At 69.2% G+C, this 14,518-nt stretch carries 11 protein-coding genes; 9 read left to right on the forward strand and 2 right to left on the reverse strand.

All coding sequences use genetic code 11. The annotated features are described in order from the left end of the window. Positions 1 to 29 precede the first annotated feature (29 nt). The 3 genes from C6V83_RS05110 (at position 30) to C6V83_RS05120 (ending at position 4,261) form a co-directional block, all read left to right on the forward strand. Positions 30 to 1,478 (forward strand): sigma 54-interacting transcriptional regulator, encoded by a 1,449-nt coding sequence (locus C6V83_RS05110; protein ID WP_105941482.1) that lies wholly within the window; start codon positions 30 to 32, stop codon positions 1,476 to 1,478. Positions 1,479 to 1,495: 17 nt separating this feature from the next. Then, positions 1,496 to 3,487 carry a vWA domain-containing protein gene (locus tag C6V83_RS05115; RefSeq protein WP_105941483.1) on the forward strand — a complete coding sequence of 664 codons (1,992 nt, stop codon included), beginning with the start codon at positions 1,496 to 1,498 and terminating at the stop codon, positions 3,485 to 3,487. A 108-nt stretch (positions 3,488 to 3,595) separates the two neighbouring features. After that, positions 3,596 to 4,261 (forward strand): DUF1707 SHOCT-like domain-containing protein, encoded by a 666-nt coding sequence (locus C6V83_RS05120; RefSeq protein ID WP_108702768.1) that lies wholly within the window; start codon positions 3,596 to 3,598, stop codon positions 4,259 to 4,261. Between the two features lie 3 nt (positions 4,262 to 4,264). Here C6V83_RS05120 and C6V83_RS05125 read toward each other — a convergent pair whose 3' ends face one another. Then, a complete protein-coding gene (locus tag C6V83_RS05125) occupies positions 4,265 to 5,197 on the reverse strand; it encodes an AEC family transporter (RefSeq protein WP_105941484.1) in 933 nt (310 codons plus the stop codon). Positions 5,198 to 5,552: 355 nt separating this feature from the next. Here C6V83_RS05125 and rpmF point away from each other — a divergent pair, with 355 nt between their 5' ends. After that, a complete protein-coding gene (gene rpmF / locus C6V83_RS05130; RefSeq protein ID WP_105941485.1) occupies positions 5,553 to 5,726 on the forward strand; it encodes a 50S ribosomal protein L32 in 174 nt (57 codons plus the stop codon). Between the two features lie 184 nt (positions 5,727 to 5,910). Beyond that, positions 5,911 to 8,193 (forward strand): CocE/NonD family hydrolase, encoded by a 2,283-nt coding sequence (locus C6V83_RS05135; protein WP_105941486.1) that lies wholly within the window; start codon positions 5,911 to 5,913, stop codon positions 8,191 to 8,193. Positions 8,194 to 8,315: 122 nt separating this feature from the next. Here C6V83_RS05135 and C6V83_RS05140 read toward each other — a convergent pair whose 3' ends face one another. Next, on the reverse strand, positions 8,316 to 9,089 hold the full coding sequence (locus C6V83_RS05140) for an SDR family oxidoreductase (protein WP_105941487.1): 774 nt from the start codon (positions 9,087 to 9,089) through the stop codon (positions 8,316 to 8,318). A 193-nt stretch (positions 9,090 to 9,282) separates the two neighbouring features. On the opposite strand from C6V83_RS05140, the gene C6V83_RS05145 reads away from it, so the two are divergent. From C6V83_RS05145 to C6V83_RS05160, 4 genes are all read left to right on the forward strand, one after another. Further along, entirely contained in the window at positions 9,283 to 10,221 is a 939-nt protein-coding gene (locus C6V83_RS05145) for an AurF N-oxygenase family protein (protein WP_105941488.1), read from the forward strand. A 9-nt stretch (positions 10,222 to 10,230) separates the two neighbouring features. After that, on the forward strand, positions 10,231 to 11,826 hold the full coding sequence (locus C6V83_RS05150; protein ID WP_105941489.1) for an FAD-dependent oxidoreductase: 1,596 nt from the start codon (positions 10,231 to 10,233) through the stop codon (positions 11,824 to 11,826). Between the two features lie 299 nt (positions 11,827 to 12,125). Continuing rightward, a complete protein-coding gene (locus tag C6V83_RS05155; RefSeq protein ID WP_105941490.1) occupies positions 12,126 to 12,812 on the forward strand; it encodes a response regulator transcription factor in 687 nt (228 codons plus the stop codon). Positions 12,813 to 13,041: 229 nt separating this feature from the next. Beyond that, a complete protein-coding gene (locus C6V83_RS05160; RefSeq protein ID WP_105941491.1) occupies positions 13,042 to 14,460 on the forward strand; it encodes a HAMP domain-containing sensor histidine kinase in 1,419 nt (472 codons plus the stop codon). Positions 14,461 to 14,518: the final 58 nt, after the last annotated feature.

Consider the following 14,518-nt stretch of genomic DNA (forward strand, 5'->3'; position numbering starts at 1 on the left):
GCGCCGGCGAACGCGAGTACCGTGGGTTCGTGGCATCCGAGACTGCGTACGACACCGAGAAGACCACCGCTCCCACCGCCGCGACCGTCGGCGAACTGCGCGCCTCCGGTCACGTCCAGCGCGACGTGCGCGACGAGATCCGGCACAACCTGCTCGCCGACTTGCGGGCCGGAATCGATCCGTGGGCGGGGATCGTCGGCTTCGAGTCGACGGTGGTTCCGCAGCTCGAGCGGGCGCTGATCGCCGGGCACGACGTGGTGCTCCTCGGCGAGCGCGGCCAGGGCAAGACCAGGCTGCTCCGCTCGCTGACCAACCTCCTCGACGAGTGGACGCCGGTGATCGCCGGCTCCGAACTCGACGAGCACCCCTTCGAGCCGATCCTCCCGGAGTCGATCCGGCGCGCCGGCGAACTCGGCGACGACCTCCCGATCGCCTGGCGGCACCGCAGCGAACGGTACAGCGAGAAGCTGGCCACCCCGGACACCTCGGTGGCCGATCTGGTCGGCGACATCGACCCGATGAAGGTGGCGGCCGGCCGCAGCCTCGGTGATCCGGAGACCATCCACTTCGGCCTGATCCCGCGCGCGCACCGCGGCCTCATCGTGATCAACGAGCTGCCCGACCTCGCCGAGCGCATCCAGGTCGCCATGCTGAACGTGATGGAGGAGCGCGACATCCAGGTTCGCGGCTACAACCTGCGGCTCCCGCTCGACGTGCTGGTCATGGCCAGCGCCAACCCGGAGGACTACACCAACCGCGGCCGCATCATCACCCCGCTCAAGGACCGTTTCGGCGCCGAGATCCGCACCCACTATCCGCTGGAGCTCGACGACGAGGTGGACGTGATCGAGCAGGAGGCAGATCTGGTGGCGACGGTGCCGTCGTTCCTGATCGAGATCCTCGCCCGGTTCACCCGCTACCTGCGCGAGCATCCGTCCATCGACCAGCGCTCCGGCGTCTCGGCGCGCTTCTCGATCGCCGGTGCGGAGACGGTTGCCGCCGCGGCGCTGCATCGCGCCGCGGTGACCGGCGAGGAGATCGCGGTGGCCCGCCCGGTCGACCTGGAGTCGGTGGTGGAGGTGCTGCGCGGCAAGGTGGAGTTCGAGTCCGGCGAAGAGGGTCGGGAGTTGGAGATCCTCGAGTACCTGCTGCGCAAGGCCACCGCGGACGCGGTGCGCGCCGACCTGGGCGGTCTGGACCTGCGCCGGCTGGTGGAGCGGCTGGAGTCCGGCGACGCGGTGCTCACCGGCGACCGTGTCCCCGCGGCCGAGGTGATCGCCGCGCTGGGCGACGACGACGCGGTGACCGCCGTGCTCGACGACCTCGCCGCCAAACTCGACGTCGACGAGGCCGAGCTGGCCAGCGCCCTGGAGTTCGCCCTGGAGGGGCTCTTCCTGGCGCGGCGCATCGGCAAGGAGCCCGATGAGCGCGGCCGCACCGTGTACCGCGTCGAGAGTCCCGACGATGACGACGACTAGACGGTGACGACTAGACGATGACGATCAACCGACACCACCGTTCCCGTTATCAGCGGTACACCGGCGGCCCCGATCCGCTGGCACCGCCGGTCGATCTGCGTGAGGCGCTCGGCGCGATCGGGGACGACGTGATGTCCGGGGTCTCACCCGAACGCGCGCTGCGCGAATTCCTCCGGCGCGGCGGGCGGGACTTCAGCGGCCTGGACCGGCTCGCCGAGATGGCGAACCGACGACGGCGGGAGCTCCTCGAGTCACGCAATCTCGACGGCACCTTCGAGGAGATCCGGAAGCTGCTCGACGACGCCGTCCTCGACGAGCGCAAGCAACTCGCCCGCGACCTCGACGACGAAGCCCGGTTCAAGGAGATGCAGATCGGCAGTCTGCCGCCCTCCACGGCGCAGGCGGTTCGCGAACTGGCCGACTACGACTGGCGGAGCAGCAGTGCCCGGGAGAAGTACCGGCAGATCTCCGACCTGCTCGGCCGCGAGGTCCTGGACCAGCGATTCGCCGGGATGAAGCAGGCGCTCGAGGGTGCGAGCGAGCACGACCGGCAGCAGATCTCGGCGATGCTGGCCGATCTCAACGCGCTGCTCGATGCGCACAATCGCGGCGAGGACACCACCGAGCAGTTCGCCGAGTTCATGGACCGGCACGGTCAGTACTTCCCGGAGGACCCGCAGAACACCGACGAGCTGATCGACGCACTGGCGCACAGATCCGCTGCGGCGCAGCAGTTCTTCAACTCGCTCACGCCGGAGCAGCAGGCCGAGCTCGCGGAGCTCTCACAGCAGGCGTTCGGGTCGCCGGAGCTGATGAATCAGCTCTCGCAGATGGACGCGGCACTGCGGGCGGCGCGGCCCGATCTGGACTGGGACAGCGACCGGCGATTCTCCGGCGATCAGCCGATGGGCCTGGGGGAGGGCGCGGCGGCGCTCCGGGACATCGGAGAGCTCGAACAGCTCGCCGAGCAGCTGTCGCAGGGCTACGCCGGCGCCCAGCTGGAGGACGTGGATCTGGAGACGCTCGCCCGGCAACTCGGTGACGAGGCCGCGGCAGACGCGCACACCCTGGCCGAACTGGACCGGGCGCTGAAAGAACAGGGCTTCTTCCACCGTGCGCCGGACGGCAGGCTGACGCTCTCCCCGAAGGCGATGCGGCAGCTCGGGCAGGCGATCCTGCGTGATATCGCCGAACAACTGTCCACCCGCTCCGGCGAACGACGGTCGGACACCGCGGGCCGGCTCGGTGAGCCGACCGGAGCGACCCGGGAGTGGGCCTACGGCGACACCGAACCGTGGGACGTGACCCGCACGATCACCAATTCGGTCCTGCGCACCGTCGCCGAATCGCCGAGCGGACCGGAGGCGCTGGCCGCGATGGGATCCGGCGGTGTCCGGATCGACCTGAACGACGTCGAGGTGACCGACACCGAAGCCCGGAACACCGCCGCCGTCGTGCTGCTGGTGGACACCTCCTTCTCGATGGTCATGGAGGGACGGTGGACCCCGATGAAGCGCACCGCGCTCGCCCTGAACCACCTGATCTCGACACGCTTCCGCTCGGACGAACTGCACTTGATCGAGTTCGGCAGGCACGCCCGCGACACCACCGTCGCCGAGCTCACCGGGCTGGAGCCGCGGATGGAGCAGGGCACCAACCTGCATCACGCGTTGCTGTTGGCGCAGCGGCATCTGCGGCGCTTCCCGAACGCGCAACCGGTGGTGCTGGTGGTGACCGACGGCGAGCCCACCGCGCACGTGGAGCCGAACGGAGAGGCCTTCTTCTTCTATCCGCCGCACCCGCAGACCATCGGCCTGACGGTGCGCGAACTGGATCATCTCGCGCGCATGGGTACGCAGATCACCATCTTCCAACTCGGCGACGACCCGGGGCTGGTGCGCTTCGTCGACCGGATCGCCCGGCGGATCGGCGGCCGCGTGGTGAGCCCGGATCTGGACGGACTGGGCGCCGCGGTGGTGGGCGACTACCTCCGCTCGCGGCGCGGCTGAGGTCTCGACTTCGCTCGACCATCGAACGGGGGAGCACTCCTCGACCGTCGATCGGGGCGTTCCCCTCGCCGGTCGAGCGGAGTCGAGACCCCGCCTACACTGATTCCCGTGACGTCCCAACCGCAGCACGGCAGGTACTACCCGGCCCCGATCGGGAACGAGCAGCGTGCGGCGATCCGTGCGAGCAACGCCGATCGCGAGGAGGCGCACGCCTTCCTGTCGGCGGCGATGAGCGTGGGGGCGCTGACTCCCGAGGAGTACACCGACCGCGCGGGGACCGCGCTGGCGGCGGTGACCCTCGCCGATTTGGACACGCTCTGCGCCGACCTGCCGATGGACCGGCTGACCGCGGCGGTGGCCGAGGTGACCCCGAACCAGACGAGGATCAGCAGGTCCGGCGCCTCACCGGTGACACGTGCGGTGGCGATCATGTCCGGCAGCGAGATCAGCGGCGGAGCCGTCGTCGGCAGCCGGTTGACCGCGTTCTCCCTGATGGGTGGTGTCGACATCGACCTTCGCGAGGTGGAGTTCACCGCGCCGGTCCTGGAGATCACCGCCACGGCGATCATGGGCGGCGTGGACATCGTCGTGCCGTCCGACGTGACCGTCGAGGTCCACGGTTCGGGAATCATGGGCGGCTTCTCCGGCAAGGCCGCCGGGCCCGGCCGGCCCGGCGCGCCGCGGATCGTCATCCGCGGTTTCGCCCTGATGGGCGGCGTCGAGACCAGGCGCAAGGAGCGCGGCGAGCACAGCGGTCCCCGCCGCCCGAACTGACCGCTACGCCAGGGTCAGGGCGAGGAACGCGATCACCGGAATCGAGGCGACGGTGGTGACCAGCGCCGAATCCCGCGCGAGGATCTCGCCGCGGCCGTAGCGGGTCGCGTACACCAGCACGTTCTGCGCGGTCGGCAGCGCCGCGATCACCACCTGGGCGAACAGCGCCTCGCCGGTCATGCCGAAGGCGAACCTGGCCAGCAGGTACGCGGTGAGCGGCATCAGCGTCATCTTCAGCACAGAGGCCAGCGCGATGTCCCGGCGCGGCGTCGCGCCCTTGGCGAACACCTGAACGCCGGTCAGCGAGAGCCCGAAGGTCAGCAGCGCCAGCGGCACTGAAGCCTTGGCGAGCATGTCCAGGGGTGAGAACACGGCGTCGGGCAGGTGCAGCCCGGCCAGCGAGAGCGCCAGTCCGATCAGGCCGCCGATCACGATCGGATTGGCCAGCGGAGTGCCGACGGTGCGCCACAGCGAGCCGCGACGACTGGCGTCGATCGCGGTCAGATCGAGCGTCGCCAGGGCGATCGGCGAGTAGATCATGATCTGGAACAGCAGCAGCGGTGCGATGAACGACGCATCGTCGAGCACGAAGATCGCGATGGGCAGGCCCAAGTTGACGCTGTTGACGTACGACGACGAGAGCGCGCCGATCACCGCCTCGGGCACCGCCCGCCGCCAGATCAGCCGCACCGCCGCGAAGTAGATCGCCCCCACGGTCGCCGCGCTGGCGGCGGCGATCGCGAGGGTCGGGGAGAACACGACCGAGAGGTCGTTGGTGGAGAGCGAGACGATCATCAGCGCCGGGGTGCAGACGAAGAACACCAGGCGGGCCAGGACGCTGACGGCGTGCTCGCCGAGCGTGCCGGTCCGGCCGAGGACGTAGCCGATCGCGACCACGATGAAGATGACCGTGAAACCGGAGACGACGCCTGACACCCAGGGGAGTCTAGTGTCCCGTGTCGAAAGTTCTTTCGCGGTATGCCGGGGCCCGATGAACGTCTGGCGGCGTTGTCCTCGGTCAGGATACCTGCCGGTATCCCTCCCTCGTCCGCCTTGCCGGCCGCCCATCGGACTCCCGGCAACCATCGAGTAACTTCCAACACGGGACACTAGTTGCCCCGGTGAGACGCCGTTTTGCAGCATCCGGCGTCCAGCGGCTAATCTGTTCTGGTTGTGTGTTGCGCCGGACGGCGCGACGCAAATGGCGAGACCTGGCCGCGGGTCGGCCGGATCGGTACTCCCGAACCCCACTCGCGCACCGAAGTAGAGCACAGCAGAGAAGGGCTGAATCATGGCAGTACCCAAGCGCCGGATGTCGCGGGCCAACACCCGTGCTCGTCGTTCGCAGTGGAAGGCGGAGAACGCTCCCCTGCAGGAAGAGAAGATCAACGGCGTCAGCCAGCGCATCCCGCGCCGCCTGGTCAAGGCCGCGCGCCTGGGCCTGGTCGACCTCGACCGCCGCTGACCCAGCGGGCTCGCGCCCGATCTGAAGAACTACCCAGAACCGCGACTGACGGACACCCGTCGGTCGCGGTTCTTTTGTCTCTTCTGCACAATCGAGATACACGCCTGTATCGAACTTGTTATCGTCCCCTCGGGTATGTGGATAGGCGTGTTATCAGAATGCGCTCGAGTGGGTTGGGGAACTCATGGGAGACCGGTGGGCTCGTCGGCGGCGTCGTGGCGCCGCACTGATCGCCGCAGGGACGACGATCATGCTGCTGGCCGGGATGGCAATCTCGCCCGCCTCGGCCGCACCGCGCACCGGGAGCGGGCACGGCAGCGTCTACCAGGCGTACCTCGTCGATGCGCAGCCCGGAGCGTCCGTGTCGCTGGTGAACGGCGCGGGTGCGACGGTCGGCCGCGGCACCGTCGACCGGCTCGGCTCGTTCCTCGTCCGCGAACTCGCGGCGGGCGGGGGGTACCGCTTCGTCGTCGGGGGCAAAGCGGGCAATCCCTTCGCGGTGCGTGACGAGTCTCCGCCCGACCGTCGTCTCTACACGTCGCAGGGACTGCGTCCCGGCCTCAACTATGTGCGCATGCGCGACGGCGTCGAGCTGGCGGTGACGGTGCGCCTGCCGGTCGGCAAGACCCTCGCCGACGGCCCGTTCCCGACGGTCATCGAGTACTCCGGCTATCAGCACGCCGCTCCGGGCGACTTCTTGCTCGGTGCGGTGAGCGGGCTGGCCGGCATCTCCGATCCGATGGCCCCGGCCACCGGCACGCTGCTGGGCAACCTGGTCGCGCCGGTCGCCGGTTTCGCCTCGGTGAACGTCCAGATGCGCGGTTCGGGTTGTTCGGGCGGCGCCTTCGATCTCTTCGACTGGCCGACGACGTACGACGGCTACGACATCGTCGAGACCGTCGCCGCCCAGCCGTGGGTCAAGCATCACAAGGTGGGCATGGTCGGCATCTCGTTCTCGGGCATCTCGCAGATCGCGACCGCCGGAACGCGGCCGCCGAGCCTGGCTGCGATCGCGCCGATGAGTCTGACCGACGACCTCTATTCGACCGGTTTCCCGGGCGGGATCTTCAACAACGGCTTCGCCGACTCCTGGCTCCAAGAACGGCAGGCCGATGCCGAGCCGGCGCCGAGCGGGGGACAGCCGTATGCCCGGGAACTGGTGCGCCGGGGCGACAAGCACTGCAAGAACAACCAGAAGCTGAGGCTGCAGACCCAACGGATCAAGCACCTGATCCAGGAGAATCCCACCCGCAACCGGTCGCTGCTCGAGCACCGCTCGCCGTCGTACTGGGCGCCGAAGGTGACCGTGCCGGTGTATCTGGTGGGAGCGCTGCAGGACGAGCAGACCGGTCCGCAGTGGACCGACATCATCGGCAGGTTCGACGCCAACCGCAAAGTCTGGGTGCGGATGACCAACGGCGCGCACATCGACTCGATCGGCCCGCAGTATCTCGGCCCGTGGTACGAGTTCCTGCGCCTGTACGTGGACCGCTCCGTGCCGACGCAGAACGACACGCTGGCCGCGCTGGTGCCCGTCCTCTACGGGGCGGTGACCGGCGCACCGGGCCGGCGTCTGGTCACCGCCCGGAATCCGGGCGCCGCCTCGCTTTCCGCGGCGCGGGCGCGGTTCGAGCGGGATCCGCGGGTGCAGGTCTTCTTCGACAACGGCGCAGGCGGTGTGGTGCCGGGTGACCTTTCGTCGCCGTGGTCGCGCAGCTTCGGCAGTTGGCCGGCGCGCGCGGTCGGCGACGGACAGCGCTGGTCTCTCGACGAGGCCGGCCGCTTGACGACGACGCCCGGCGCGCCGTCGACGGTGAGCTTCCGCCCCGACCCGAAGGCGCGGCCGGCGGGCACCATGGACGTCGAGGGCGCCTCGACCGAACCGTGGGCGGCGAGCGCGACGTATCGGTGGACGCCGGTGCCGGGACGCACGGGCGTCGGCTTCGTGACCGGCGCACAGCCGCGTGAGGTGATGCTGGTCGGCCCGGCGAGCCTGGATCTGAAGCTCTCGTCGTCGGCCGCCGACACGGACTTGCAGGCGACCGTGTCCGAGGTTCGGCCCGACGGTACGGAGATTCTGATGACGACCGGTGTGCTGCGCGCTTCGCTGCGTGCCACCAACGCCTCGGCGACGGCACTCAATCCGACGCGTGACTGGCTCAGCCCATCGTCGTTGGCGGGCGTGCAGTCCGTGCGGATCGCCCTGAATCCGATCGGTCACACCGTCCGAAAGGGATCCAAGATCCGGGTGACGATCACGGCCCCGGGTGGGGACAAGACGTCCTGGCGCTTCGACACCCCGAGCACCGGCGGCCGGGTGGTCAACACGCTGGCGCTCGGAGCGGGCGGTTCGACGCTGGTGCTCCCGGTGGTGCCCGGCGCCCGGGCCGGGGGTCCGGTACCGGCGTGCGAAGCGCTGCGCGGCCAGCCCTGCCGGCGGTACCGGCCCGCCTTCAACGGCGGCTAGGTCTCGATACGGCTCCGGGGGCTGCTCGACCGCCGACCGCGAGGGGCGGCGTCCAGGTCGGTGGTTCGAGTAGCAGGGCGAACGAAGTGAGTCCTGCGTATCGAGACCCCCGGACCTCGAAGTCAGCCCTGCGACAGGACCTTGTTGACCAGGCGGTTGAGGCTGTTCGGCGTGAACTTGGCGGCGTTGTTCAGCAGCGTGGTCTGGGTGCCGACCGAATAGCTGGTGCGGCCGGTGAGGCGGTCGAGCCGGTTCGGGTGGACCGACTCCCACACCTTCTCGGCGACGTCGTCCGCGGTGAGCCGGACGCCGAGGGTCTGCGTCGACTTCGCATCGTTGTCGGCGAGCGCGGTCTTGGCCCAGAGCGGCCAGATCGAGACCACGCGGATGTCGTCGTCCTGCCACTCCAGCTCGAGCGCTTCGGTGAGGCCGGCGACGAAGAACTTGGCGGCGCTGTAGACGGCGATGCCGGGCTGGCCGTAGATCGCCGAGGCCGAGGCGATGTTCACCAGGTGTGCCCCGGGGGTGGCCTTCAGGTAGCGGTGGGCGGCCTGGGCACCGAGGGCGACGCCGAGTGCGTCGATGTCGATCTGCGCTTTGACGGCCTCGGGGGTGATGGCGGTCAGGTCGCCCGCGGTGAGGATGCCGGCGTTGTTGTCGAGGACGTCGAGCTGTCCGCCGGTGTGCGAGGTGAAGTCGGCGAGAGCGTCGGCCCACTGCTGCGCGTCGCGGACGTCCAGTTTGCCGGTGACGAAGTTCGGGTTCGCTTCCTTCGCGGCGGCGAGGGCGGCGTCGCTGACGTCGTAGATGCCGACAGTCCAGCCGTCGCGGGCGAATCGGTTCGCCGTGGCCAGGCCGATTCCGGCGGCACCGCCGGAGATGAAGATGGAAGGCATGGGGGTGGTGTGCTCCGCTCACTGATCGCGGCAGGAGATAGCGTCTCCTAACCTACTGGTGGGTAAGGTACTAAGCCTCCGCTGCCCGGTGCAACCCCTTGTTAACGTGACAATAAACGTTGTAACATTGAATTGCGTCACACCCGGCGTAGCAGTCCGTAGGCCGTGCCGGCCGCGAAGGAGGCGATCCACCATGACCGCAGCAATCGAACGCCACGACATCGATCTTCCCGACAACGTCGTGAGCATGCAGGACCAGGGGGCCAACGCGGTCTCCGAACGCCTGCTCGTGTCTGCCGCGCGGCTGTCGCGCAACGCGATGACCGAGATCGACTGGTCCCTCCCGATGGACCCGGACAAGTACGGCTGCAGTCCCGAGTGGTCGTCGCTCTACGGCACCGACTACTGGGACGAGCTCACGCAGGAACAGCGCATCTCGGTGACCCGGCACGAGTTCGCCTCGATCATGTGCATCGGCATCTGGTTCGAGATGATCCTCCAGGAGATGGTGATCCGCGACCAGTACCTCGGCGAGTACCACAGCCCTGAGTTCCAGTTCGCGCTGACCGAGATCGCCGACGAGTGCCGTCACTCGATCATGTTCGCCAAGGCCTCGGAGAAGATGGTCGGCCGCTCGTACCGGCCGAGTAAGACCGTCGGTCGCCTCGGCAAGTTATTCAAGGGCACGGCCAAGAACGAGGTCGCCTACGCCGGCATTCTGGTCGCCGAAGAGGTGCTCGACGTCTTCCAGCGCGGCTGCATGCGCGACGATCGGGTGTTGCCCTTCATTCGCACCGTCAACGAGATCCACGTCCTGGAAGAGGCGCGCCACATGAAGTTCGCGCGCGAGGAGGTGCGCGAGTCGGTGCAGGGCATCGGCCGGTTCCGTCGCCAGTTCAGCGCGCTCTCCATCGCCGCGGGCGCCTACTTCATCGTGTCGAGCCTGATCCGGCCGCAGGCGTACGCCGACGCCGGCCTGGACACCGAGCGCGCGGTCCGCGAGGCCCGGAACAACGAGCACTTCCACTCGATGATCCGCAGCAGTTGCGCCCATCTCATGGAGTTCCTCGACGACGTCGGGCTCCTCACCAAGCCGGCGCTGCGGTTCTACCGCAAAGCCCACATGATCTGAGGAACATCGATGTCTTTCGTCATCACCCAGTCGTGTTGCAGCGACGCGGGGTGCGTCTCGGTGTGCCCGGTGAACTGCATCCATCCCACGCCGGAGGAGCGCGGTTTCGGCAGTTCCGACATCCTGCACATCGACCCCGAGGCCTGCATCGACTGCGGCGCCTGCGCCGATGCGTGTCCGGTCAACGCGATCTTCCCCGCGGACAACCTCGCCGAGCGCGACAAGATCTTCATCGAGATCAACGCGGACTACTACAAGAACAACCCGGACATCTCCTCGGGCTGGACCGACGTCGTGTATCCGGAGATCCCGCGCCTTCCGGCGGGTCTGCGGGTGGCTGTGGTCGGCACCGGGCCCTCCGGCGGCTATGCACTGCGGACCGTCCTGAACCGCACCTCGGCCGCGGTGACCGTGATCGACAAGCTGCCCACCCCGGGCGGGCTGGTGCGCGCCGGCGTGGCGCCCGATCACCCGAGCACCAAAGACGTGATGCGCACCTTCGACATCCTGTACCGGGACCCGAAGGTCACGATGGCCACCAACGTGGAGATCGGCGACGACGTCGACGCCGGCCAGATCACCCCGGCCGAGCTGGCCGAACACTTCGACGCGGTGTTCTACGCCGTCGGCGCGTCGCAGTCGCGCCGCCTCGGGATCGAGGGAGAGGACCTGCCCGGGTCCACCTCCGCCACTGAGCTGGTGGCCTGGTACAACGCGGTGCCCGGCGCCGGCGGTCCGCTGCCGCTCGTCGACCCCGCCGCGACCAGCACCGGTCGCGCGGTGATCGTCGGCACCGGCAACGTCGCCCTGGACGTCGCCCGCATTCTGGTGTCGCCGCCGGAGCTGCTGGCTACCACCGACATCGCCGACCGGGCCCTGGAACTGCTGCGCGAGCAGAACATCCACGAGGTGGTGCTGCTGGGCCGTCGCGGTCAGGATGCGGCGGCGTACACCGCGGCGGAGTTCCGCGCGCTCTCGGTGATCCCCGGCGTCGAGGTCGTCGTGCACGACGAGGCCGACGGACCGCTGCCGGAGTTTGCTCCCACGGCGGATCCTGCGGACCGCCGCATCGTCTTTCTGTTCCACAGCGCGCCCGTCCGGGCCGAGGGCTCCGATCGGCTGGAGTCGGTGATCGTGCGGCGCGGCGACCGCGAGTACCCGATCGCCGCGGACCTGCTCGTGCGGTCCATCGGCTACCGGTCGGCCCCGATCGGCGGCTTGCCGTTCGACGAGGACTCCGGGCGCTTCCCGAACATCGACGGCCGCATGGTCGACGACGACGGCGCGGTGATCCCCGGTGCGTACGTACTCGGCTGGGCCGGTCGCGGCTCCACCGGCGGCATCGGCGCGAATAAGCTGCAGGCCATCTCGACGGTCGAGAAGTTCATCGACGACGTCGTCCAGGGGCGCGTCGAACGGACCACCACGGCGCCCGATGCCTTCGACCGGTTACTGCGCAAGCGGCACCGGAAGGTGGTCGGCTACCGGGGCGTCCGGGCGATCGACCGCCGGGAACGTGCTCGCGGCGAGCAGCAGGGCCGCCCGCGCGTGAAGTTCACCGAACTCGGCGACATGTTGGCGGCGGCGCGTCGTCGTCCGTTCTGAGTCCTCCTTGTCGGCTGGGCTCCTCGTTCGTCGGCTGGCTTCCTGTTCGCCGGCTGGGCTCCTTGTTCGCGAGCTGAGCTCCTTGTTCGCCGGCTGAGTTCCTGCTTCGCCGGCTGAGTTCCTGCTTCGCCGGCTGAGTTCCTGCTTCGGCGGCCGCGCCCTGCTTCGCCGGCTGCGCCCCTGCTTCGGCGGCCGCGCCCTGCTTCGCCGGCTGCGCCCTGCTTCGCCGGCTGAGCTTGTCGAAGCCACCGGCGCGCCGCTCAGCGCGTTCTTACCTGGGAGGGATAAGACTTGTAGTCATGCGTATTTTGGTGGTCGACGACGATCGGGCCGTTCGTGAGTCGCTCCGGCGATCACTCACCTTCAACGGGTACACCGTGGAGACGGCCGGCGACGGACTCGAGGCGCTGGAGAAGGTGGTCGCCGATCGTCCCGAGCTGATGGTGCTCGACGTGATGATGCCGCGCCTGGACGGACTGGAGGTGTGCCGGCGCCTCCGATCGGCTGGGGACGACCTGCCGATCCTGGTGCTCACCGCACGCGACTCGGTGTCCGAGCGGGTCAGCGGGCTGGATGCCGGGGCCGACGATTATCTGCCCAAACCGTTCGCGATGGAGGAGTTGCTCGCGCGGCTGCGCGCGCTCTCCCGCCGGACCGCCCGCGAGGACGACCTGGACTCCGAGGCGATCAGCTTCGAGGATCTGACGCTGGACCCGGTGACCCGGGAGGTGACTCGCGGCGAGCGGCAGATCAGCCTGACGCGCACGGAGTTCGCTTTGCTGGAGATGCTGATGCACAATCCGCGCCGGGTGCTCACCCGCAGCCGCATCCTCGAGGAAGTGTGGGGATACGACTTCCCGACCTCGGGGAATGCGCTGGAGGTGTACATCGGCTACCTCCGCCGCAAGACCGAGGCGGACGGCGAGGCGCGCCTGATCCACACCGTCCGCGGCGTCGGCTACGTGCTCCGCGAGAACGCGCCGTAGCCGTCAGACCTCCGGCCACCGCAAGCCCCGTCGATAGCCCCTTGAGCCCCGTAGCCCCTTGAGCCCCGTCGAAAGGCCCTTGAGCCCCGTAGCCCCTTGAGCCCCGTCGAAAGGCCCTTGAGCCCCGTAGCCCCTTGAGCCCCGTCGAAAGGCCCTTGAGCCCCGTCGAAAGGCCCTTGAGCCCCGTCGAAAGGAACGCCGCTCCTTGAGTTCCTCCCGCAGCCGCGCCATGCGCGACCCGATCCCGCTGACGCGTTCCGTGTCGCTGCGGACCCGCGTCGCGTTGCTGTCGGCGGCGGTGGTGCTCCTGTCGGCGATGCTGATGGCCGGGGCGACCTACGTGTTCGTGTACCGGGCCCTTTATCAAGACGTCGACACTCAGCTCGTGGCGCGCGCGGACGGCATGACGGCGCTGGCCAAGACCGGTCAGCTGGCCGCGAATCCGGAACGGCTCCTGGCCGGCACCGTGTTCTCCACGAACATGACCATCGCTCTGGTGCAGCCGGACGGGCACGCGTACGGCGTGGGCGACGTGCCGTTCGAGGACGCCGAGCGGCAGATCGCGCAGTCGACCAATCCTCCCGGGAAGCTCAATCAGAGTCTGCGCACGGTCGGCAACCATCGAGTGCTCGCACGCAAGCTGACCGACGGCAACACGCTCGTGCTGGCCCAGAGCCTCGACCACACCGATGCGATCCTCAAACGCCTCGCGTCGGTGCTGTTCGTGGCCGGTGGCATCGGCGTCGCGTTCGCGCTGGTGGCCGGGGCCCTGGTGGCCCGCGGTGGACTGCGGCCGGTCGCGCGGCTGACCGACGCGGCCGAACGGATCGCGCGCACCCAGGACCTGCGTCCGCTGCCGGTGACGGGCAAGGACGAGCTGGCCCGGCTGACCGAGGCGTTCAACGCGATGCTCGCCGCGCTCGCCGAGTCGCGCGCCAAGCAGGCGAGGCTGGTCGCCGACGCCGGGCACGAGCTGAAGACGCCGCTGACCTCGCTTCGCACCAACCTGGAACTGCTGATAGCCGCGTCCGAACCGGGTGCGCCGTCGGTGCCGGCCGCCGACATGGTGGAACTGCGCTCGGACGTGGTGGCGCAGATCGAGGAACTGTCGACCCTGGTCGGTGATCTGGTCGACCTCGCGCGCGAGGACTCCCACGACGCGGTCTTCGAGGAATGCGACCTCACCGAGATCATCGACGATGCGTTGTCCCGGGTGCGACGCCGCCGCGCCGACATCGAGTTCGACGTGCAGGTGCAGCCTTGGTACGTCTTCGGCGAGGTCGGCGGGTTGACTCGCGCGGTGCTCAACGTGCTCGACAATGCGGCGAAGTGGAGTCCGCCCGGCCGGGAGGTGCAGGTCCGGCTGCGTCAGATCGGGCCGGAGCTGGCCGAGTTCACCGTCGCCGACTGCGGTCCCGGCATCCCTCCGGAGGATCGCGAGCTGGTGTTCGAGCGCTTCTACCGGGCCGCAGCCACCCGGTCCATGCCCGGTTCCGGCCTCGGGCTGGCGATCGTGCGACAGGTGGTGGTGCGTCTGGGCGGCACGGTGACCGCCGAGCAGTCCCCGCAGGGCGGCGCGCTGATCCGGATGACCCTGCCGGGTTCGCCGGTGCACACCGAGCCGGACCCCGTCGTCGTCCCGCGCTGACTCCCGCCAGCTCCTTGAGCCCGCCAGCCCCTTGAGCCCCGCCGCGCGCTCCTTGAGC

The sequence above is a fragment of the Gordonia iterans genome (genome assembly GCF_002993285.1).
GTDB classification, from domain to species: Bacteria; Actinomycetota; Actinomycetes; order Mycobacteriales; family Mycobacteriaceae; genus Gordonia; species Gordonia iterans.

Bases quoted from the DNA above. Each gene is read 5' to 3' on its own strand.
- C6V83_RS05160 (WP_105941491.1), top strand. From the start codon at position 13,042: ATGCGCGACCCGATCCCGCTGACGCGTTCCGTGTCGCTGCGGACCCGC.
- C6V83_RS05140 (WP_105941487.1), bottom strand. From the start codon at position 9,089: ATGCCTTCCATCTTCATCTCCGGCGGTGCCGCCGGAATCGGCCTGGCC.
- C6V83_RS05150 (WP_105941489.1), top strand. From the start codon at position 10,231: ATGTCTTTCGTCATCACCCAGTCGTGTTGCAGCGACGCGGGGTGCGTC.
- C6V83_RS05115 (WP_105941483.1), top strand. From the start codon at position 1,496: ATGACGATCAACCGACACCACCGTTCCCGTTATCAGCGGTACACCGGC.
- C6V83_RS05135 (WP_105941486.1), top strand. From the start codon at position 5,911: ATGGGAGACCGGTGGGCTCGTCGGCGGCGTCGTGGCGCCGCACTGATC.
- C6V83_RS05155 (WP_105941490.1), top strand. From the start codon at position 12,126: ATGCGTATTTTGGTGGTCGACGACGATCGGGCCGTTCGTGAGTCGCTC.
- C6V83_RS05145 (WP_105941488.1), top strand. From the start codon at position 9,283: ATGACCGCAGCAATCGAACGCCACGACATCGATCTTCCCGACAACGTC.
- rpmF (WP_105941485.1), top strand. From the start codon at position 5,553: ATGGCAGTACCCAAGCGCCGGATGTCGCGGGCCAACACCCGTGCTCGT.